Consider the following 18,326-nt stretch of genomic DNA (forward strand, 5'->3'; position numbering starts at 1 on the left):
CAGTTTTCAAAGGTCTACATTGCTGTTTAACAAGTTGTAACTCGTTAACACAACTTTATTAGGATAGCATCTGTATAAATCTAAGTCAACAACTTTTTTCAAAATCATTAAACAGAAAAACACAAATTTGCTACTTGAATATATTACCAATTTTTAACTAAAAACGTCAAGTTATTTTTTCGAATTCAATCGAATTTGATAATCCTGTTTCCACTTACCCATTTCCGTACGAATTGTTTGGAACCCAAGTTCATCTTTAAAATTAGTCCAGTGAACCTTTCGATATTCCCTTATGTCCACAGGTTTCGGTACCGAGTGAAGATTCTGTCCATTCTTTAATGCTCTAATCGATAAGCTTAATTCACTTGCCTGAACATCCATAACAACTGCTTTTATAGTTTGTCCAACTTGAAATAAGCTATTCAAATTGGGTACATATCCATCAGAACACTCAGAAATGTGAATCAATCCTTTGGTACTATCATTCAAACTCACAAAGATACCATAGCTCTTTATTCCACTAACCTTAGCATCAACCATATCGCCAATCTTATACTTCATACTGCGACCTCCTCTCCCAATATAACAATTCAATTTTAATCACATTTACCACATAAAACAATTAACTTACCTATAAGTTTGTAATTCCAACTTTTCGTTAACAATAAAATCGGGTATTATTGTAACGTTACATCTGATAAACATTCAAGGAGAAAAATTGTGCAAACTTTAATTGACTTTGTTTTACATATCGATGCTCATTTAGTTGGGATTGTTAACAGCTTTGGGGATTGGTCCTATCTAATATTATTTGCCATCATCTTTATTGAGACTGGAGCTGTTATTCTTCCTTTCTTACCAGGAGATTCACTACTGTTTGCCGCTACGGCATTGGCGGCAAAGCCCGTGTACCATTTAAATGTTTGGATTTTTGTACTTGCTTTCTGTTTGGCAGCCTTATTGGGAGATTCACTGAACTTCTATCTGGGCAAAAAGGTTGGTCAGGCTCTTCGTAATCATCCATTTTTTGGAAAATTCATTAGTGATGACAAAATGGATGAGGCTGAACATTTTTTCGAAAAACATGGAAATATTTCCATTACTCTAGCTCGTTTTATGCCAATCATTCGAACATTCGCACCATTCGTTGCGGCTGGATCAAATATGCCATACAAGTCTTTTATTCGTTATAACATTATCGGAAATGTTTTATGGGTTGCTTTATGTTGTGGTGGAGGCTACTTCTTCGGCAATATTCCATTTGTAAAAGAACATTTTTCCGTCGTAGTGCTTGGAATTATTGTTGTATCATTGATTCCAGCTTTAGTTTCATTTATCAGATCATCATTAAAATCAAAAAAAGCTTAATAGTAACCAAAAAAGCAGCTCAACTTCACTTTCTGAAGTTGAGCTGCTTTTTAATTACCAGATTAATAATTAAAAAATAAATTTCTAGATAGATTAATCCCGCCATAAAACATGATAAGAAAAAATTGTCAGTAAGGATGTTTATGACTGGATCCAGGTCGGGGTCAAACACCCAGTAATTATTCCTGAAGAAAACTTCATGAAACATAATAAAAAAATTATTGAAGTTCATTAGAATGACACCTGAAGTAATAACTGGAATTACATAAGACACCTTAAATGGACGGTAATACATCCACCATTCATTCTGTTTATTGATTCTATAAAAAATTAGTGCTGCTATGATTGATAATACAATTGCTACACTAAAATCAAACATAAAGAGATGTTTAACTTCTTGCATATGTTCAAGCCCATGGGCCGAGCTTTTAAAATCACTCATGTGTAGATTTTTAATCCACGGAAACTGCAAATAGTCTAATAACTGCATATAATTTTTATGTATGTTGCTAGCAGACAATCCAACCATTTCTTCTAAATGGTCATACTTAATAGACCATCCAAATAAAAAAGTTGAATTTATAACAACAATAATAACAACTGCGACTCCCAACAAGTGCAATAGAACCACATTAAAAAGAACTTCAATCCGTTTTTTTACTGCCATTCGTCTAAGCTATCTACTTCATGAGTAGGTTTGATTTCTTGCTTTTGTACGAGATCCTTTGTGGATACACCTGTGTATACGAGAAGCGTATCAATACCAAAATTAATACCGGCAGAAATATCAGTCATATAGTTATCTCCAACCATCACTACTTGGTTTTTCTGGAGACCAATCACATCCAAAGCTTTCTCCATAATAATGGTTTCAGGTTTACCAACATAAGTAGCGCGTTGCTGGGTAGAACGTTCTACCAAAGCAATAACTGATCCTGCTCCCGGTACCAAACCACGTTCATTAGGCAAATTAGTATCAGCATTGGTACCAATGAACTTAGCACCCTTCTTAATAGCAAGAGTTGCTACTTCGAATTTGTGATATGTGACATCGTAGTCTAAGCCAACCACGACATAATCAGGATGATCTTCTTCAAATTCAAATCCTTTACTCAAAATAGCGCGTTTCAATCCCAGTTCACCAATTATATAAACTTTACGGTGATTTTCGTCAGCAATACCATCTAAATAGTCAGCCGTTGCTAAAGCAGCTGTATAAACATGTTCAGGTGTACTAATAATTTCATGATTGTTACTTAAATTGGTTGCAACGTCTTGAGGGGTCTTAGTTGTATTATTAGTCAAAAATAAGTATGGAATATTATTGTACTGTAATCTTTCAATAAATCTTTTGGCAGCGGGGATTTGCTCCTTACCTCTGTAAATAGTCCCATCTAAATCAATTAAATATCCACCATAGCTACTTATCATTTTTAACTTCTCTTTTCTCTCTTATTTTAAACGCTCTTTGTCGCTTGTGTTTTGTCGTACCGACCACTTCATTTTTACGATTATTAACCGATTTTCTTGGCTTTTGATAATGTTCAACCTTTTTGTTGTTCTTATGTTTGGTAGCCGGCTTCTTATCAAGGTTGTTTCTTTCCTTCAACCATCGATCACGTGCCTTATTGTTAACCTCAGTATTTTTTAAAATAAAATAAGGACAACCAAATCCACAGTATTCCATCAAGTAATCTTCAATGTTCTGAAATTTCAATTCATTTTCAACATTTACATTGTCGTCAAAGAATCCACGCAACCGAAGTTGGTTAGAACCTATATCTCCAACAATATAATCATATCTACTCAGCAATGTTACATAACGTTCTGCAAGCTGTTCCTCATTGAATGCTTCTCTAACATCGTTGACCAACTCATATTGATGCCCGTTTACAAGAACCGTTGTCTCATTCAACCGGTCAACTTGGTTAACAACCGGACGACGCATTTCTTCTAGCTCTTCACTTGTTTTTCTTGTCATATTTTTCTCCTAGTTCAATAGTATTATCCTATGAAAAAAAAGAAGAAAGGTCAAATACCTATCTTCTTTTTGCAAAATCAATTTTTTTCTGATCGATCATGCGTTCAATATCTCGTTCTGAAAAAGGGGCTCCAAATGGAATCTTATAATCAAGATAATCTTTTTCAGGCGTATCAATACCAACGTTAATATTCTCTCTTGCATTAACACTGTAATGATGAATATGTCCGTGTAAATTGATAATCTGATTAACAATTCCCAGCGAGATTGGATAATGGGACATAATCAACTGTCGATGATTAAGTTTAATTAATTTTCCAACATCGTGAAATTCAAACTTGGACTTTCCACCCCACTCATAGTTATGAGCACTCAAATATTTAAACAAACTACGGGAATCATGGTTTCCTTTAATCAAAACTAAATGACCATGTAATTCTTTTAAAACTTGGAAAACCGCTTCATTGGAAGCACGTTCAGGTCGAATAAAATACAGTGCAATGTCACCCAAATGATAGACAGTATCATTCTCTCCGACCCTATCATTCCAGTTTTTAATTATTTCCTGATTCATTTCTTCGACACTATTAAAGGGTCGTGGAGCAAAATCGTTCATCCCTAATAAATCTTTATGAAAAAAATGTGTATCTGACACAAAAAATTTCATTACTTAATCTTCTCTTTCTGACGCCAACCGTGAATCCAGTATAAAATACCTAACCAAGCAACAGAACCAATAAGTGCAATAGCAGTCTCTTTTTGTAATAACAGGATTAATGCTACTAAACCTAGAAAACCAATGGCTAAATAGTTACTGTATGGAAACAATGGCATTTGAAACTTTTTATTAATATCAATTTCTTTTTGTGATTTTTTAAATTTAATATGAGCCACCAGTATTGTACCCCAAATGAACAAGAAACATGTGGTTGCAATACTTGAGATTAATGTGAATACTCCGGATGGCATCAAAATATTTAAAACAACGGCAACTGCAATAACCAATGATGAGAACAAGATGGAATTACGAGGAACCTGACGGCTAGACAATGATCCTAATTTTTTTCCAAACTTAGTTTTACTATCGTATGTTAATGAGAACAGCATCCGTCCCGTTGAGAAAATTGAACTATTACATGCTGAAGCTGCGGCCGTTAAAACAACAAAGTTAATAATTCCAGCGGCTCCTGGAATACCAACATTCTTAAACACTTGCACAAATGGGCTACTTGAAGGACTAATTTCATTCCATGGGAAGATTGCCATTAGAAAGAATAGAGATCCTACGTAAAAGATACCAATTCTCATAGGAATTTCATTGATAGCTTTAGGCAATACCGTTTTAGGATCAGCAGTTTCAGCAGCCGTCATACCAACCATTTCAATTCCAACAAAGGCAAAAACGACCATTTGGAAAGATAAAACAAATCCTTTTAAACCACGAGGAAATAATCCGCCAAAATTAACAAGATTGCCTAGTTCAGCATGACCGACACTAGTCTTATAGTGCATTAATACCATCACAAAACCAATGGCAATTAAGGCAACAATCGCAACAATTTTGATAATGGCAAACCAAAATTCAGTTTCACCGAATAACTCAACAGTAATAAGATTTAAAAATACTAATACAATCAAAATCACAAAACCAGGAATCCACTGTGGAACTCCAGGAAGCCAGAACCTAACATACAACCCTGCAGCTGTTATCTCGGCCATAGCAATGGTTACCCAACAAATCCAGTACGTCCATCCAGTAATAAAACCAATCTTTTCACCTAGATACTTGGTTACAAAATCTACAAAAGAAGTGGATTTTAAATCTGATAATAGCAACTCACCCAAAGCACGCATTAACCAAAAACAAACAATTCCGGTTATCAAATACGCAAATAAGATTGATGGACCTGCCAAATGAATGGAACTACCTGCTCCTAAAAATAATCCCGTACCGATTGTTCCACCAATGGCTATCAGTTGTACGTGACGGCTTTTCAGATTTCTGGCTAACTGCTCTGGTTCCTTCTTTTCCATTGTTAAATCCCCCATAAAATTAAAAAATCATTAGATAATATATCTAATGATACTTTTTTTTGAGTAATTAGTAAAATAGTTATTTAATATTTTGATCAGACCAGGCCTTAAAGTCACCAAGGAAATTGGCCATTTTTTCTTTATCATTAAACTCTGGAAAATCGCCTAACAACACCTGTCCAGCTTGTTTTGCATTGCCACCAACTTTTTGCAGAATAATAATAGATTTTCTTGCACGTTTGTCCGCAAACATCTTAACTGGCAAGTTCAAAACTGCCTGAAGATATACACGATCGTGGAAATAGCTTAATAGTTTCTTAGCTTCCTCTGTTTGAAATAAGTTTTCTGGAACCAAAAAGATTCCAAATTTTCCATCATCGATTGTTTCCATCGTTTGTTCAATCATCAAGTGATGTACGAATGAATGCTCTTTAGGATTGCTGGTATGATAGTCTTTTACTCTTTCATCAATTGGATAGTATCCAACGGGTAAATCAGAAATAGCAACGTCAGGTTTGCCGACAAAAAGTTCATCTAAAACATCTTGATGATAAAGATCAACATCTAAGTGTTGAAGAGCAAATGCCATGCTAGCAATTGACAGCATAGTATCATCATTATCTACACCAATACCACTGACCAGTGGAACACCACTCTTTTTAAGTGAATTCAGTACAGTTGCCAATAAATTCCCAGTACCAACTGCTGGATCAAAAACCGTTTCAGGTTCCTCAATTGGTAACGCCTCAATTAAATAAGTAAATAAAATTCCAATTGCATCTGGTGTAAATTGATGGTTTGTTTGAATTCGTTCTTTTTTGTTAGCTTTAATTAAAATAAGTTGAAGAGCTTGTCTAATCTCTTCAGCACTAAAGTCCGAAATATCAATTGATTCATATAATTTTTCTAATTCAATCACTGTTTCTCTGCTAGGTTTTCCGTCTTCAATTTGAACTTCATCAGATACTAGATTGTCTCCAGTCTCAATCACTGCATCCAAATAATCTACATCCAAATCTTTTTGTAGTAGATCTGTTGACTTATCCATAACATTAAAAAGTTGTTCTATTTTGTTAGTGTCCATTTTTTACTCCCCAATATTAATAAACTTGGCGTTTTGATGAAAAAGTCCTCACTGTTCCATCCTTTAATTTAATCAATAATTGTTTATCTTTCAATTTAACCGTACCTAGTTTATCAAAGTTTTCACGCAAATGGGGATTTTTCAGCTCTTTTAACCAAAATTGATTAGCGGCTTGTTTTATTCGACAATCAACGACACTTTTTTGATAAGTGATAACTTGTTGTCGATGCATAGCACAAAGAACTACATTCATTGATGATAGTGTCACTAAAATAATAATGGCACTTAAGAGGCTACTGCCTGTCTGTTTTACTATTAAGATCCGATATATACCTCACTTTGATAGCTATTTTGATTCACCCTTAAGTGAATTTTTATTAATCCTTTATTTAGTTTGAAATGACAATACTGAACGTTGCTTAAAACCGGCATATGTCCTGGTGTAAATCTCAGCATATTCTTATATTGTCCAAGCCAATAAGTCTTTTCTTCCGTTTTAGAATATAACTTCAATTCAGTTTTGTTAACGCTGATTAATTTAAAATCGTGTTTCTTAGATTCCAGTTCTTGGATAAACATTAATGCTTCAGTATTTTCATTACTTCGCTTATTTTGTCCGGTAATCTTAAAAATAGCCATTCCTAAAGATATAATCATCGACAAAATTAACAAGCTCAACATGGACTCAAATAAAGTAAAACCCCTCTGCTCATTTGTCATTTAATTGTTTTCTCAACAGATTAAGTTGTTCACGCTCGAATACTAATTGTTCTTCATAATATTTATTTTCTTGATTCCATTTATGCCACGTCTGAAGAGTAAACGTTATGCACCCAGACGTAACAATCAGAGCCACTAATCCTTCACTTAATAACATGCCCCGTTGCTGTTTCTTGAACATGATACTCCCCCCATCCAAGTTGAACTGTAATGTTATACTTACTACCCTCATTACCAAACAGAACGCAAGATGCGGGTGACATATACCCATCATATCGCATGGAAAACTGATCATCATTTGGCATTGACCACCCATGAGGTAACTTTATAGTTCTTTGGCATAACTTATCAGTCCCAACTGCCACAAAGTTAATCTGTTTTCGCTTCTTCTCAAAAGTAATGATTGTACCTTTTCGATCAAAATTAGCTCTGGACTTTGCCTCCATCCATGATTGATTGAATTCCTGCCAAAAGTTCTTCTCAATCCTTCTATTTTGATTATTATGGGTAAAATAAAAACCTAAGCAGCAAACCGTACTCCAAATGATTAACACTAAAATAGACTCCAGTAATGTAAATCCACGAGTTGTCCTACTCCTGAACAACTTTGTCTTTTTCAATCTTGATTCCATTACGTTGCGCATCAGCTAGTTGCTTTTTATTTAAATATCCTTTATCTTCAAGTTCTTGTAAGCTATGCGGTAAACTCGCATATTCGTTTTCATATAAATCTACCTGCGTTTGAACAACTTCAGTCATCGCATTTCCTTGAATATGTTTTGCATTCTTACGCTGATTAGAAATATTAGGTATGATAACTAAAATAAGCAACGACACTATGAAGAGAACGATTGTCATTTCGATTAAAGTAAATCCTTTGGCTTTTCTTTTAACAAATTTCATCCAGTAACCTCCTTCATTGAGCCATACATTGGCAATAAAATACTTAAGTACATTCCAACAATAATGATTCCAACTATTCCAAATAAAATCGGTTGAATTAGCATTATCAAGGATTCCATCCTTCTAACCAGTTCTTGATACTTCATATTTGAGAAAGCCCGTAATTCTTGGCCTAACTTCTTAGGCTCGTTTCCTTTTTGGAAAAATAGTTCGAGCTCACGTGGCAAAAAGATATTCTGCTTAATAAATTTATTAGGATTACTTCCACTCCAGATTCGCCTTTTTAATTCCTTACCAATTTGGAACATAATTGAGTTGCGATTATATTCCATTAACAATTCACATATTTCTCCTAATGTCATGCCACTTTCAATTAAGTAGGCTAAATTAAAAGCAAAATAATAGTGACAATATGTTTGATAAGTTTTCCCGATTATAGGTAATCGACAGATTACGTTAATTCTATTTATCAGGGAATAATTGTGATACTTTTGAAATCCAATAAACCCAACAATCGAAAATAAAACCATCATAACTACCAATGCAAAATTAAACAGTTTTTGCGTTAAGCTATTATCTGTCCCACCCATACTTGCAAGCTCCGGTGCAATAAATATTTTCATACCCACCATCATTACAATCAAAAATCCTACTAGAAACATAGGATATTCCAGAAGTGCCAATATTTGTTTCCTTTGTTTCGTCTTCATACTATTTAAATTTCCAAGATTACCAAGCGCATCAACCAAATCACCGTGTTGATCAGCAATCAAAATTTGATAATAAGTATCTTCAGAAATTACAGGTCTTAAAGTTTTTGGAAATGATTCCCCACCCGATAATTTTCTAACAAATTCTTGGTATCTTTTTGAATCACTTGGATGAACAACCTGTAAAAATTCCAAACAATTTTTGATTGAAAAACCCATCCTTAAAAGGTCCGATAAATTAGAAAAGAAATAATTTTGATCTTTAACACTCCATTTATCCGTATTGGTATTGCAAAAATACTTCGTCAGAAATTTGGCCGTCATCCCTTAACCTCGCTAACTTCGAAGCCCAGTCTCCACTATCAGCTCCATTTCCTTCTACATCCATCAAAAGATACTTTTTATTATCAATTAACGGAATCAGTCGCTGGTATATTACGCAATTGACCGCTTGCTTCAAGAAATGCTCTTCTACACCTAACTGTAATAATCGTTCAAAAACACCTTTAGTATTTTGAGCATGAATGGTCGTTAGTACTAAATGACCACTTAAAGCTGCTTGGACTGCAATCTGAGCTGTTTGCTGATCTCTAATTTCACCAATAATAAATACATCTGGGCGATGCCTTAGTCCTGCTTTTAATAAATTTTGATAGGACATACCGGCTTCTTCATTAACCTGTATTTGTAAAAACTGTTGTTCTAAAATTTCAACTGGATCTTCAATACTCATGACTAACTTACTATCACTCAATGTTTTAGCAAATTTATAAATTGAAGTAGTTTTCCCAGAACCCATCGGCCCCGCAAAAACAATTAATCCCCTTCTCTTTAATAACTCAGACACCTGTCGCCATCCCATCTGGTCAACATGTTCGTTGGTTAATTCCAATGGATAAATAAAACGTACAACCATACTTTCACGTCCTAGAAAATCTCCCACCGTTGAGATTCTAATATTGATTGGTGTATCAAATTTATCCCACTTGAAAGCCCCGCTCTGTGGTCGACGATGCTCACTGATTGACATATTTGCTAAATATTTAATAAATGAAATAATCTGAGTAGTTAATTCAGTATTAATCAGATCTGATTTTTGATACGTATCCCCTTTTTTGAAAAGAATTTGATATTGATCATCCTTAGGTAAAATAAAAAGATCACTCGATTTTTGATCTACACACTGTTTAAAATAGTTTTTAACATGCTCTTCAACTTTCAATTTTTCTCCTCCTTCACTAATAAACTACGTTAAAAGGAGGTTAATGATTTTTGAGATACAAAAAAAAGCCTCAACCATATTGGTTGAGACTTCTAATTGATATAATTATTCAGCATCTTCAGGAAGCGTTGCTGCTTCGTAGACTTCTGAAACATCATCGTTATCTTCTAATTCATCAATTAAACCAGTGTATTGTTTAATCTTATCTTCAGGGACAACAGTTTCATTTTCAGGAATCATTGTTAATTCAGCGTTAGCTAACTTGTAGTCCTTTGCTTCAAGAGCATCTCGAACTGCAGCGAAGTCTTTTGGATCTGTGTAGATTTCGAAAACTTCTTCTGAGTTTTGGACGTCATCAGCACCAGCATCAATTGCATCCATCATCATTGTATCTTCATCGATATCTAAATCTTCACGAGAGATAACAATGTAACCTTTACGGTCAAACATGTATGAAACTGAGCCACTAGCACCAAGTGAGCCACCATGATGAGTGAATGCAGAACGAACTGCAGCTGCTGTACGGTTTTTGTTATCAGTCAATGCTTCAACAATAATAGCTGTACCGGCAGGACCGTATCCTTCATAAGTAATGTTTTCATAGTTTGCACCATCTGAACCATTACCTTTATCAACGGCACGTTTGATGTTATCTTTAGGCATATTAGCAGCTCGAGCTTTATCCATCATCAACCGCAATTGTGGGTTAGATGAAGGGTCCGGACCCCCCGCCTTAACTGCCATATAAATTTCACGAGAAATACGTTGGAATATTTTTCCACGTTTAGCATCTTGGGCGTTTTTACGACCTTGAATATTATGCCATTTTGAATGTCCTGACATATCCGAACTCCTTCTTTCTATTAGATGATTTAGTCCTTTACAGACGTACTATATAATACGCATGATACTGCGGTTTGTCAATACTTCCCGCAAACAATTAGTTGCGCAATGTAGATTTAAGTCGGGTTTTACTAATTCGTTCAAAAAGCAGATCATGTTCAGATCGAAATAGATCAATCAGAACGTCAACTATTAAAATACTAAAGAACAAAACTAAGTACACTAATAACCCCACAATCAACACACTTTGAACCTTATGTGAAATACCAAGACCATTAGTACTAAATTCTGCCAGTGCCCACAAATAGAACCAACTGTATCCAACTATATTTCTCAACAAAATATTGCCAAACGAGACATGCGGATCGTCATTTTTATGTGTCAGCTTAACGTGTACCAACCTCATACCTAAAGTCTTTTTGAATAACATTTCTGGAATCAAAATCACAATCACAGTATCCAAAATCCATATCAATGAATAAATCCTTGATAAATCAATTCCAATTCCACCTAATACCAATCCTAAAATTAAATCAGTGATAATAATCAAGATCCAATCAATCACAGCAGCTGTTGAATGTCTAAAGATGGAAACCTTCTGACTCTTAATTTGCATTGTATGTTGCATGGTTGCGCCATTAGGAATTATGTTTTTGAATGTTCCACTAATTAAAAATCCAATCGTACCACCTAGTGTATTTAACATTAAATCATCAACATCAAACAAACGATATGGACGCGGATAAATGCCGTATAATCCCGACAATTGAGTTAGTTCAAAGAATAATGAAAGCAAAAACGAGAACAAAATTGCTTGTTTAAAACTACGTTTGAAATAAATTCTTAAATAAACACCAAATGGGACTGTTAGAAAAACGTTAAATAATGGTTGAATCAGGGTTGCATCTTTAATAGCTGGAATCCATGTGTGTACATTTGAAAGTCTGAAAGGACTATAGTTAATAAACTCTCTTACAAACATGAATGGATGTAAGTTATATTTAATCGTAGTCAGTTGCGCAACTTCGCTTTGGCTCGGCAACGGTAGAATAATCAAAAAGTACGCACAAATTAGATAAAACACCAAACTATAACTCATCAGAATTGACCAACTAGAAATAGCTCCCTGTCGATGATAGTTCCACAGTAAAAATGGAAAAGTAATCAATAAGGCCACAATTGGAAAGAAAAAAACCGCCATTTGAACATCTGAAATATAAACACCCATAAAAGTTCCTCACTATTTTTCTTATTCGCTATTAATTTATAAATCCAACATTGTTTATTATAATGTAGTTAATAAAAACAACCAAAGGAAAATTAAAATGCCTAATATTTTTCAAGATTCTAAGAATCAGAGCAAAACCTACTTAATCTTAAATGAAATCTTCAGTGCCATAACTCATGGCATCGGTCTTGGCTTATCCATTGCTGGACTCGTTATTCTCATAGTCCACACGACCAGATATAACAATCCGTTACAGATGGTCAGCAATATTATTTATGGAGTTTCACTAATAATATTCTTTCTTTCATCCACCCTATTTCATAGCTTGTACTTCACCAAAGCGCAGCATGTCTTTCGTATTTTTGATCATTCTGCAATCTATCTTTTGATTGCTGGATCCTACACCCCATATTGTTTAGTCTCCGTTGGTGGGTGGTTAGGTTGGACTATCTTTGGAATCATTTGGCTTTTAACAATTCTCGGAATTATTTATAAATCAATCTGGATTGATAAATTTAAAAATATTTCAACCATTATTTATGTCATTATGGGTTGGCTATGTTTATCCATGATTGTGCCACTCTTTCACACATTAGGTTCGACCGGATTCTGGTTGTTAGTTAGTGGCGGTGCCGCGTATACAATTGGTGCACTCATATATAGTTTACGATCAATTAAATTTGTCCACGTAATTTGGCATCTTATGGTCATGCTAGGTGCAGGACTAATGTACTTCTCAATCTTATTCTTTGTTAAATAAAAAAACTTCGGAAAATAATCCGAAGCTGTTATTTAAGTTAAACTTTCACTTGTATCCAGCAATGTTCACCAATAATTAATACATAGTTAACACAAAAAAGTGAAAATATACTAGACAAAATGGCTTTTTACTCTTTTATTCATAGTGGTACAAAACTGCAAAAGCGTCCTTGCCTACATGGGTACAAACAATGGGTGAGGTATGCTTCACTACATATTTAGCATCTGGTTTAAAAGTCTTCAATATATCAACTGCTTGTTGGACTAATTCAAGATTCCCTGTATGACTAATAAAAACTTCTTTAACATTCTGTGTAGTAAATACCTCGCCTTGTTTTTTTAGCCATTTAACAAATGTCTTATTACCACGTCCCTTGGCTTTTAATTCCAACTTCTTATCAGTTAACTGAAATACTAACCGTAACTTGATAAAATTGGAAACTGCTCCAACAGCTTTTGGAACCCGTCCCCCTTTAACTAAATTGTCTAATATAGAAACTCCTAAATATATTTGAGACTTATTCGCTACTCGTCTGACTTCGCTCTCAATTTCTGAAAGAGATTTATCTTCTTGAGACATACCAACTGCAATTCTTACTAAATAAGCCAAGCTCTGATCTACACATTTAGTATCAATCACTGAAACTTTGGTATCAGTAAGTTGTGCAGCCTGCTCAGCTGCATGCACAGTTCCACTCAATGCACTCGTCATATGTAAAGACAGTATTTCATCCCCCTCTTGTCCAATCTCATCGTAAACTTCCTTAAAAGCTCCGATTGACGGTTGACTGGTAGTTGGAAATGAATCTGAGCTCGACATTTTACTCATAAATTCTTTTCCATTCAAATCGACACCATCGACATATGTTTTCCCGTCAATAATAACAGTAAGTGGTACGATCCTTATACCCAAATTTTGAGCTTCATTTTGGTCTATCAACGCTGAAGAATCAGTTACAATTTTAATCATCTTTATTCCTGCCTTTTAAGTTGTTGTAACTACTTTAATGACTAATGAAACAACACACAAAAGGAAATTGACTAACAATTTCAAAAAGCTGATCTAACAGGCGATTTCGCCTACTTTTAATGTGACACAATAAAAATTGTGTCTCAACAAAAAAAGATTAGGACTTATAAATCAGTCCTAATCTCAAATAAAAACCTTATTTACTTGCTTCCCATAATTTTTTGGCAGCCGGAATGTTACCCAAATCTGTCATATTACTTGGTACGATCACCGTATTGCTAGGTCCGTCAGCTAACTTACCAAATTCTTGTAATCCAAGATATTGCAACATCTTGTCATCAAGACCACTTTCTTTAACAGCATTGTTAATTGTTTGAATTCGGTTTGATTCAGCAGCAGCAATTTTAGCAATTCGATTTGCTTCAGCTCTGGCAGCAATTTCAACCTGACTAGCTTGTCCCTCAGCTTCCAAACGAACGGATTCTTTTTGGGCTTCGGCAGAGGTAATAGTAGCTTCTTTATTACGATTTGCAGTGAGAAGTTTGTCCATTGCGGCTTGAACTTCAGAGTTAGCCTTCAACTGACCAATATTAATTCGATCAACTGCAACACCATAACCATTGGTAATATCTTTGATACTATCAAATAAATCAGCATTAATTGCTTCAGTACCATTTAAAACTTCGTTCAACTCTTTATTGCCAATAATTCCACGAAGGTTTGACTGACAATCTAATACCACACTACGTTCAGAGTTTTCATTTTTATAAACGTACTTTTCAACATCTGTAACGTGATATTTAAGAGATACATCAATTTCTACAGTAGCATTTTCCTTAGTAATAACTTGAAATGGTGGAATCTGTAATGGTGTCTGCCGCAATGAAACTGTTTCGCGAACACTATAGATAACTGGAATAACCAAATGTAATCCAGGTTGAAGTGTTTGAACATAATTACCAAATCGTTCCAACACCTTAACTCCACCAGAGTGAACGATTACAAATGAATGAAACAAAATATAAATCAATATAGCCAAAACTATAACTATTACTACTCCCCAAACGATTCCCATTATAAAATCCCCCTATTTTTCTAAATGAAAAAATCTTGGATAAATCATCTGATCTTCCACAACTTCACTTTCATTCACAATAGCAACTAACAACTCGCTACCATTAACCTTCCGAATTTGAGTGAAAATTGGTTGGCCTTCACCAGTTGGCATCGCCTCGTTAGCAATTACTGTATAGGCATATGGAATACCATTCACACGTAAATTGCCTGACATCTCAGCGTCATCAATCTTGAAGTAGGATCCAACTAAATCCTCCTCTAGATAACCGTTTAATGAATCACCAGCAGCTTGTGGTCTGGTAGCCCGCAGAAAATCAATTCCTTCCTGCGAAATGATTAAGACGTTCCCAATTTTAGCAACTGTCCCTTGTAACAAACGTTCCGGATAGTTGTTATATAACTGACGAATGTACGAAGCACTTCGGCCAAGCTCTAACGAAGCCTCTCGAGCCGAAAATAACGGTAATTGCCGTAAGTCGTGTTCCAGAGGATGCTCTTGTAAATATGCTTTTTGTATATTCACTTTTCCACCGCCTTTCCATTAACGTTTACGTTAATAGAATAAATCTTTTTAACGAAATAAGCAAGCTTTATGGAATAAAAAAAGCCCTTTACAGGGCTACATCTTTCGCTACATATCAAACCTTGCAAATATTTTATCCACATTTCTCAAATGAAAGTTTAAATCAAACAATTGTGTCAAATGCTCCTTGCCAATACTGCCAACAATCCGATTATTCTTCAGAAGTAAGTCCTTAAATGAAACTCCTGTTTCCCAAACCCGCATCGTAATCGGTTGAATCGTATCATACGCGTCTTCGCGACTCCATCCTGCTTCAATTAAACTTAACAAAATGTGTTGTGAAAAAATTAAACCATGGGTTTGCTCTAGATTGCGCTTGATAGCATCTTCATTTACAACTAATCCGCGTAAAACGTTGGTCATTCGATTTAAAATATAATCTACCAATGCCGTTGCATCTGGTAAAATAATTCGTTCTGCAGATGAATGCGAAATATCGCGCTCGTGCCACAAATTAATATTTTCAAACGATGTTACCATTTCTCCTCTTAGTACCCTTGCTAATCCTGACACATTTTCAGAACTAATCGGATTTCGCTTATGAGGCATGGCAGATGATCCCTTCTGACCTTTAGCAAAGCCTTCTCTTAGTTCATTTATTTCAGTTCTCTGTAGAGCACGTATCTCAGTAGCTATTTCCTCAATCTCAGATCCAATTAAAGCTAGCTCACTCATATAATTTGCATGTAAATCGCGTGGCAAAACCTGAGTAGAAATATCTTGCACACCTAATCCTAAACGTTCACAAACACGTTCTTCTACTTCTGGTGGAACATTTGCAAACGTTCCAACCGCTCCACTAATTTTTCCGACTTCAATTTCCTTACGTACCTGTTTAAACCGATTGATATTTCTTTGTGTCTCGGAGTACCAACGTAAAAACTTCAAACCTAAAGTTGTTGGTTCAGCATGAATTCCATGTGTTCTACCCACCACAACTAACTTCTTATATTTAATTGCTAATGTTTTGAGCTCATTTGAAAAATCTATTAAATCTTTTTCAATAATATCGTTCGCTTGTTTAATCCGAATAGATTGGGCAGTATCAACCACATCAGTACTTGTAAGTCCATAGTGAACCCACTTCTTTTCATCTCCCAGACTTTCCGAAACAGTTCTAGTAAAAGCAATCACATCGTGATGCGTGATTTGTTCTAATTCATCAATTCGATCAATATCAAATGACGCGTTTTCTTCAATTTTTTGATAGTCATCGGTAGGAATCTCGCCCACAAAGTTCCAAGCTTCCACAACAGCCTTTTCAGTATCTAGCCACGTCTCAAATTGGCGTTGGCGACTCCAAATATCTTCCATTTCTTTTCTCATATAACGTTCTAGCATGGAAAGTTCCTCTTTTCACTATTTTAATTATATTTAAATTGTAACAGAATTTATTCTAATTTAAAACACGAACTTTAACTTTAAATAATTTTATTATATTTCGTATTTTTCTTGATAATCATTTTTTACCATGCTATGCTGTTACAGTAATAAATTTTTGGAGGTAATAGTATGCCAGCAGCAGTTGTAATCGGAAGCCAATGGGGCGACGAAGGTAAAGGAAAGATTATTGATAGATTGAGTCAGAGCGCACAGATGACCGTTCGATATTCAGGCGGAGATAACGCAGGTCATTCCATCGTAGTTGGTAATCAAAATATTGCACTTCGATTAGTACCATCCGGAATTTTGAATCATGACGCTCTTTGTGTTATTTCAAATGGAACGGTAATCAATCCCACAACCTTATTAGAAGAAATTAAAACTTTAAATCAACTTGGAATTCCAACTGATCATTTAAGAATTTCTGACCGAGCTCACGTCATTTTCCCTTATCATATTCTTCAGGACCAGCAACAAGAAATTGACAGAGCTAAAAACGGAGAAAAAATCGGCACCACTAATAAAGGGATTGGTCCTGCCTACATGGATAAAATGCAACGAATTGGTATCAGAATGGTTGATTTACTAGAGCCTGAAACATTAGAATCCAAAATTGAATTTAATTTGCAACAAAAAAAAAGTCTATTAGGCGCTGAATTATTTGAACAATTACCCTCTGCTCATGAACTAGCCAATCAATACTTGGAATTTGGCAAAACATTAAAGCCATTGATTACAGATACAAGTTATCTAATTAATGAAGAATTGCATCAAGAGAATAAAGTCCTTCTTGAGGGCGCACAAGGATCAATGCTAGATATTGACCACGGAACTTATCCGTTTGTAACATCTTCAAATCCAACTGCTGGTGGTGCTTCAACTGGAACTGGAATTGGACCGAAGAGTCTTGATCACATTATTGGTGTTTGTAAGGCATATGTATCACGAGTTGGAGCGGGTCCTTTCCCTACTGAACAACTCAACTCAATTGGAGATCAAATCAGAGAAACCGCTCATGAATACGGTACTGTTACCCATCGTCCGCGTCGAATCGGTTGGTTTGACGGTGTATTATTAAAATATGTTGCACAACTAAATGGTTTTACTGATCTAGTTGTAAACTGTTTAGATGTTTTATCAGGTTTTGAAACTGTAAAGATTTGTACTGGCTATGAAGTAAACGGAAATAAAATTAATTATTACCCCGCCTCTGACAGCCTACTTGAACAAGCACAACCAATTTATAGAGAATTACCTGGTTGGTCCGAGGATTTGACTCAAATCAAATCATTTGATGAATTACCACTTAACGCACAAAAATTCCTTCAGGCTATTGAAGAAGTTACAGAAACACGAATTAGTGCCTTTTCAGTTGGCCCCGATCGTGAACAAACTGTCGAGGTTAATCAAATTTGGTAAAAATAAAAGATGAGCCTGGGAAATAACTAGCCTAAAATAATA

Annotated in this window: 23 protein-coding genes; 3 read left to right on the forward strand and 20 right to left on the reverse strand. The window is 35.1% G+C overall.

Annotated features, from left to right (window positions below):
* Positions 1-171: 171 nt before the first annotated feature.
* Complete coding sequence (locus tag IV88_RS07315; RefSeq protein ID WP_057800249.1) at positions 172-561, reverse strand: S1 RNA-binding domain-containing protein; 390 nt, start codon at positions 559-561, stop codon at positions 172-174.
* A 159-nt stretch (positions 562-720) separates the two neighbouring features.
* Here IV88_RS07315 and IV88_RS07320 point away from each other — a divergent pair, with 159 nt between their 5' ends.
* Complete coding sequence (locus IV88_RS07320) at positions 721-1,368, forward strand: VTT domain-containing protein (RefSeq protein WP_057800251.1); 648 nt, start codon at positions 721-723, stop codon at positions 1,366-1,368.
* 25 nt (positions 1,369-1,393) lie between these two features.
* On the opposite strand, the gene IV88_RS07325 is transcribed toward IV88_RS07320, so the two are convergent.
* The 15 genes from IV88_RS07325 to IV88_RS07390 form a co-directional block, all read right to left on the reverse strand.
* Positions 1,394-2,035 carry a TIGR01906 family membrane protein gene (locus IV88_RS07325; protein WP_057800252.1) on the reverse strand — a complete coding sequence of 214 codons (642 nt, stop codon included), beginning with the start codon at positions 2,033-2,035 and terminating at the stop codon, positions 1,394-1,396.
* On the reverse strand, positions 2,026-2,799 hold the full coding sequence (locus tag IV88_RS07330) for a TIGR01457 family HAD-type hydrolase (protein ID WP_057800253.1): 774 nt from the start codon (positions 2,797-2,799) through the stop codon (positions 2,026-2,028). The genes IV88_RS07325 and IV88_RS07330 overlap by 10 nt, the downstream gene beginning before the upstream one ends.
* Complete coding sequence (locus tag IV88_RS07335; protein WP_057800254.1) at positions 2,789-3,349, reverse strand: YutD family protein; 561 nt, start codon at positions 3,347-3,349, stop codon at positions 2,789-2,791. Before IV88_RS07335 ends, IV88_RS07330 begins: the two co-directional genes overlap by 11 nt.
* Positions 3,350-3,407: 58 nt before the next feature.
* Positions 3,408-4,016 (reverse strand): metallophosphoesterase family protein, encoded by a 609-nt coding sequence (locus IV88_RS07340; protein ID WP_057800255.1) that lies wholly within the window; start codon positions 4,014-4,016, stop codon positions 3,408-3,410.
* Complete coding sequence (locus tag IV88_RS07345; RefSeq protein WP_057800256.1) at positions 4,016-5,383, reverse strand: amino acid permease; 1,368 nt, start codon at positions 5,381-5,383, stop codon at positions 4,016-4,018. The genes IV88_RS07340 and IV88_RS07345 overlap by 1 nt, the downstream gene beginning before the upstream one ends.
* Before the next feature lie 79 nt (positions 5,384-5,462).
* The gene (locus IV88_RS07350) at positions 5,463-6,467 is read right to left on the reverse strand and encodes a class I SAM-dependent methyltransferase (RefSeq protein WP_057800257.1); all 1,005 of its coding nucleotides are present in this window, start codon (positions 6,465-6,467) and stop codon (positions 5,463-5,465) included.
* Positions 6,468-6,483: 16 nt separating this feature from the next.
* A complete protein-coding gene (locus tag IV88_RS07355; RefSeq protein ID WP_057800258.1) occupies positions 6,484-6,720 on the reverse strand; it encodes a hypothetical protein in 237 nt (78 codons plus the stop codon).
* A gap of 62 nt (positions 6,721-6,782) precedes the next feature.
* Positions 6,783-7,187, reverse strand: coding sequence for a competence type IV pilus minor pilin ComGF (locus IV88_RS07360; protein WP_057800259.1), 405 nt, complete (start codon positions 7,185-7,187; stop codon positions 6,783-6,785).
* On the reverse strand, positions 7,177-7,368 hold the full coding sequence (locus IV88_RS09255) for a hypothetical protein (RefSeq protein WP_147165283.1): 192 nt from the start codon (positions 7,366-7,368) through the stop codon (positions 7,177-7,179). Before IV88_RS09255 ends, IV88_RS07360 begins: the two co-directional genes overlap by 11 nt.
* Complete coding sequence (locus tag IV88_RS07365) at positions 7,331-7,741, reverse strand: hypothetical protein (RefSeq protein WP_057800260.1); 411 nt, start codon at positions 7,739-7,741, stop codon at positions 7,331-7,333. Before IV88_RS07365 ends, IV88_RS09255 begins: the two co-directional genes overlap by 38 nt.
* A gap of 37 nt (positions 7,742-7,778) precedes the next feature.
* A complete protein-coding gene (gene comGC / locus IV88_RS07370) occupies positions 7,779-8,090 on the reverse strand; it encodes a competence type IV pilus major pilin ComGC (protein ID WP_057800261.1) in 312 nt (103 codons plus the stop codon).
* Positions 8,087-9,124: a competence type IV pilus assembly protein ComGB gene (gene comGB / locus IV88_RS07375; protein WP_057800262.1), complete on the reverse strand. Its 1,038-nt coding sequence runs from the start codon at positions 9,122-9,124 to the stop codon at positions 8,087-8,089. Before comGB ends, comGC begins: the two co-directional genes overlap by 4 nt.
* Complete coding sequence (comGA, locus tag IV88_RS07380; RefSeq protein WP_057800263.1) at positions 9,075-10,022, reverse strand: competence type IV pilus ATPase ComGA; 948 nt, start codon at positions 10,020-10,022, stop codon at positions 9,075-9,077. The genes comGB and comGA overlap by 50 nt, the downstream gene beginning before the upstream one ends.
* A 105-nt stretch (positions 10,023-10,127) precedes the next feature.
* A complete protein-coding gene (locus tag IV88_RS07385; RefSeq protein WP_057800264.1) occupies positions 10,128-10,865 on the reverse strand; it encodes a YebC/PmpR family DNA-binding transcriptional regulator in 738 nt (245 codons plus the stop codon).
* Positions 10,866-10,962: 97 nt separating this feature from the next.
* Positions 10,963-12,093: a VanZ family protein gene (locus tag IV88_RS07390; protein ID WP_057800265.1), complete on the reverse strand. Its 1,131-nt coding sequence runs from the start codon at positions 12,091-12,093 to the stop codon at positions 10,963-10,965.
* Positions 12,094-12,190: 97 nt separating this feature from the next.
* Here IV88_RS07390 and trhA point away from each other — a divergent pair, with 97 nt between their 5' ends.
* On the forward strand, positions 12,191-12,853 hold the full coding sequence (gene trhA, locus IV88_RS07395) for a PAQR family membrane homeostasis protein TrhA (RefSeq protein WP_057800266.1): 663 nt from the start codon (positions 12,191-12,193) through the stop codon (positions 12,851-12,853).
* A 135-nt stretch (positions 12,854-12,988) separates the two neighbouring features.
* Here trhA and IV88_RS07400 read toward each other — a convergent pair whose 3' ends face one another.
* From IV88_RS07400 to purB, 4 genes are all read right to left on the reverse strand, one after another.
* Positions 12,989-13,822, reverse strand: coding sequence for a DegV family protein (locus tag IV88_RS07400; protein WP_057800267.1), 834 nt, complete (start codon positions 13,820-13,822; stop codon positions 12,989-12,991).
* Positions 13,823-14,018: 196 nt separating this feature from the next.
* Complete coding sequence (locus IV88_RS07405; protein ID WP_057800268.1) at positions 14,019-14,897, reverse strand: SPFH domain-containing protein; 879 nt, start codon at positions 14,895-14,897, stop codon at positions 14,019-14,021.
* 12 nt (positions 14,898-14,909) lie between these two features.
* Complete coding sequence (locus IV88_RS07410) at positions 14,910-15,422, reverse strand: hypothetical protein (protein ID WP_057800269.1); 513 nt, start codon at positions 15,420-15,422, stop codon at positions 14,910-14,912.
* 108 nt (positions 15,423-15,530) lie between these two features.
* Entirely contained in the window at positions 15,531-16,823 is a 1,293-nt protein-coding gene (gene purB, locus IV88_RS07415) for an adenylosuccinate lyase (protein WP_057800270.1), read from the reverse strand.
* Between the two features lie 171 nt (positions 16,824-16,994).
* On the opposite strand from purB, the gene IV88_RS07420 reads away from it, so the two are divergent.
* A complete protein-coding gene (locus IV88_RS07420; RefSeq protein WP_057800271.1) occupies positions 16,995-18,284 on the forward strand; it encodes an adenylosuccinate synthase in 1,290 nt (429 codons plus the stop codon).
* The last annotated feature ends 42 nt before the right edge of the window (positions 18,285-18,326 follow it).

The organism is Pediococcus argentinicus (genome assembly GCF_001437605.1).
In the GTDB taxonomy this organism is placed as follows: Bacteria; Bacillota; Bacilli; order Lactobacillales; family Lactobacillaceae; genus Pediococcus; species Pediococcus argentinicus.

Coding starts and splice junctions, on each gene's coding strand:
- IV88_RS07315 (WP_057800249.1), bottom strand. CDS start 561: ATGAAGTATAAGATTGGCGATATGGTTGATGCTAAGGTTAGTGGAATA.
- IV88_RS07325 (WP_057800252.1), bottom strand. CDS start 2,035: ATGGCAGTAAAAAAACGGATTGAAGTTCTTTTTAATGTGGTTCTATTG.
- IV88_RS07330 (WP_057800253.1), bottom strand. CDS start 2,799: ATGATAAGTAGCTATGGTGGATATTTAATTGATTTAGATGGGACTATT.
- IV88_RS07335 (WP_057800254.1), bottom strand. CDS start 3,349: ATGACAAGAAAAACAAGTGAAGAGCTAGAAGAAATGCGTCGTCCGGTT.
- IV88_RS07340 (WP_057800255.1), bottom strand. CDS start 4,016: ATGAAATTTTTTGTGTCAGATACACATTTTTTTCATAAAGATTTATTA.
- IV88_RS07345 (WP_057800256.1), bottom strand. CDS start 5,383: ATGGAAAAGAAGGAACCAGAGCAGTTAGCCAGAAATCTGAAAAGCCGT.
- IV88_RS07350 (WP_057800257.1), bottom strand. CDS start 6,467: ATGGACACTAACAAAATAGAACAACTTTTTAATGTTATGGATAAGTCA.
- IV88_RS07355 (WP_057800258.1), bottom strand. CDS start 6,720: ATGAATGTAGTTCTTTGTGCTATGCATCGACAACAAGTTATCACTTAT.
- IV88_RS07360 (WP_057800259.1), bottom strand. CDS start 7,187: ATGACAAATGAGCAGAGGGGTTTTACTTTATTTGAGTCCATGTTGAGC.
- IV88_RS09255 (WP_147165283.1), bottom strand. CDS start 7,368: ATGTTCAAGAAACAGCAACGGGGCATGTTATTAAGTGAAGGATTAGTG.
- comGC (WP_057800261.1), bottom strand. CDS start 8,090: ATGAAATTTGTTAAAAGAAAAGCCAAAGGATTTACTTTAATCGAAATG.
- comGB (WP_057800262.1), bottom strand. CDS start 9,124: ATGACGGCCAAATTTCTGACGAAGTATTTTTGCAATACCAATACGGAT.
- IV88_RS07385 (WP_057800264.1), bottom strand. CDS start 10,865: ATGTCAGGACATTCAAAATGGCATAATATTCAAGGTCGTAAAAACGCC.
- IV88_RS07390 (WP_057800265.1), bottom strand. CDS start 12,093: ATGGGTGTTTATATTTCAGATGTTCAAATGGCGGTTTTTTTCTTTCCA.
- trhA (WP_057800266.1), top strand. CDS start 12,191: ATGCCTAATATTTTTCAAGATTCTAAGAATCAGAGCAAAACCTACTTA.
- IV88_RS07400 (WP_057800267.1), bottom strand. CDS start 13,822: ATGATTAAAATTGTAACTGATTCTTCAGCGTTGATAGACCAAAATGAA.
- IV88_RS07405 (WP_057800268.1), bottom strand. CDS start 14,897: ATGGGAATCGTTTGGGGAGTAGTAATAGTTATAGTTTTGGCTATATTG.
- purB (WP_057800270.1), bottom strand. CDS start 16,823: ATGCTAGAACGTTATATGAGAAAAGAAATGGAAGATATTTGGAGTCGC.
- IV88_RS07420 (WP_057800271.1), top strand. CDS start 16,995: ATGCCAGCAGCAGTTGTAATCGGAAGCCAATGGGGCGACGAAGGTAAA.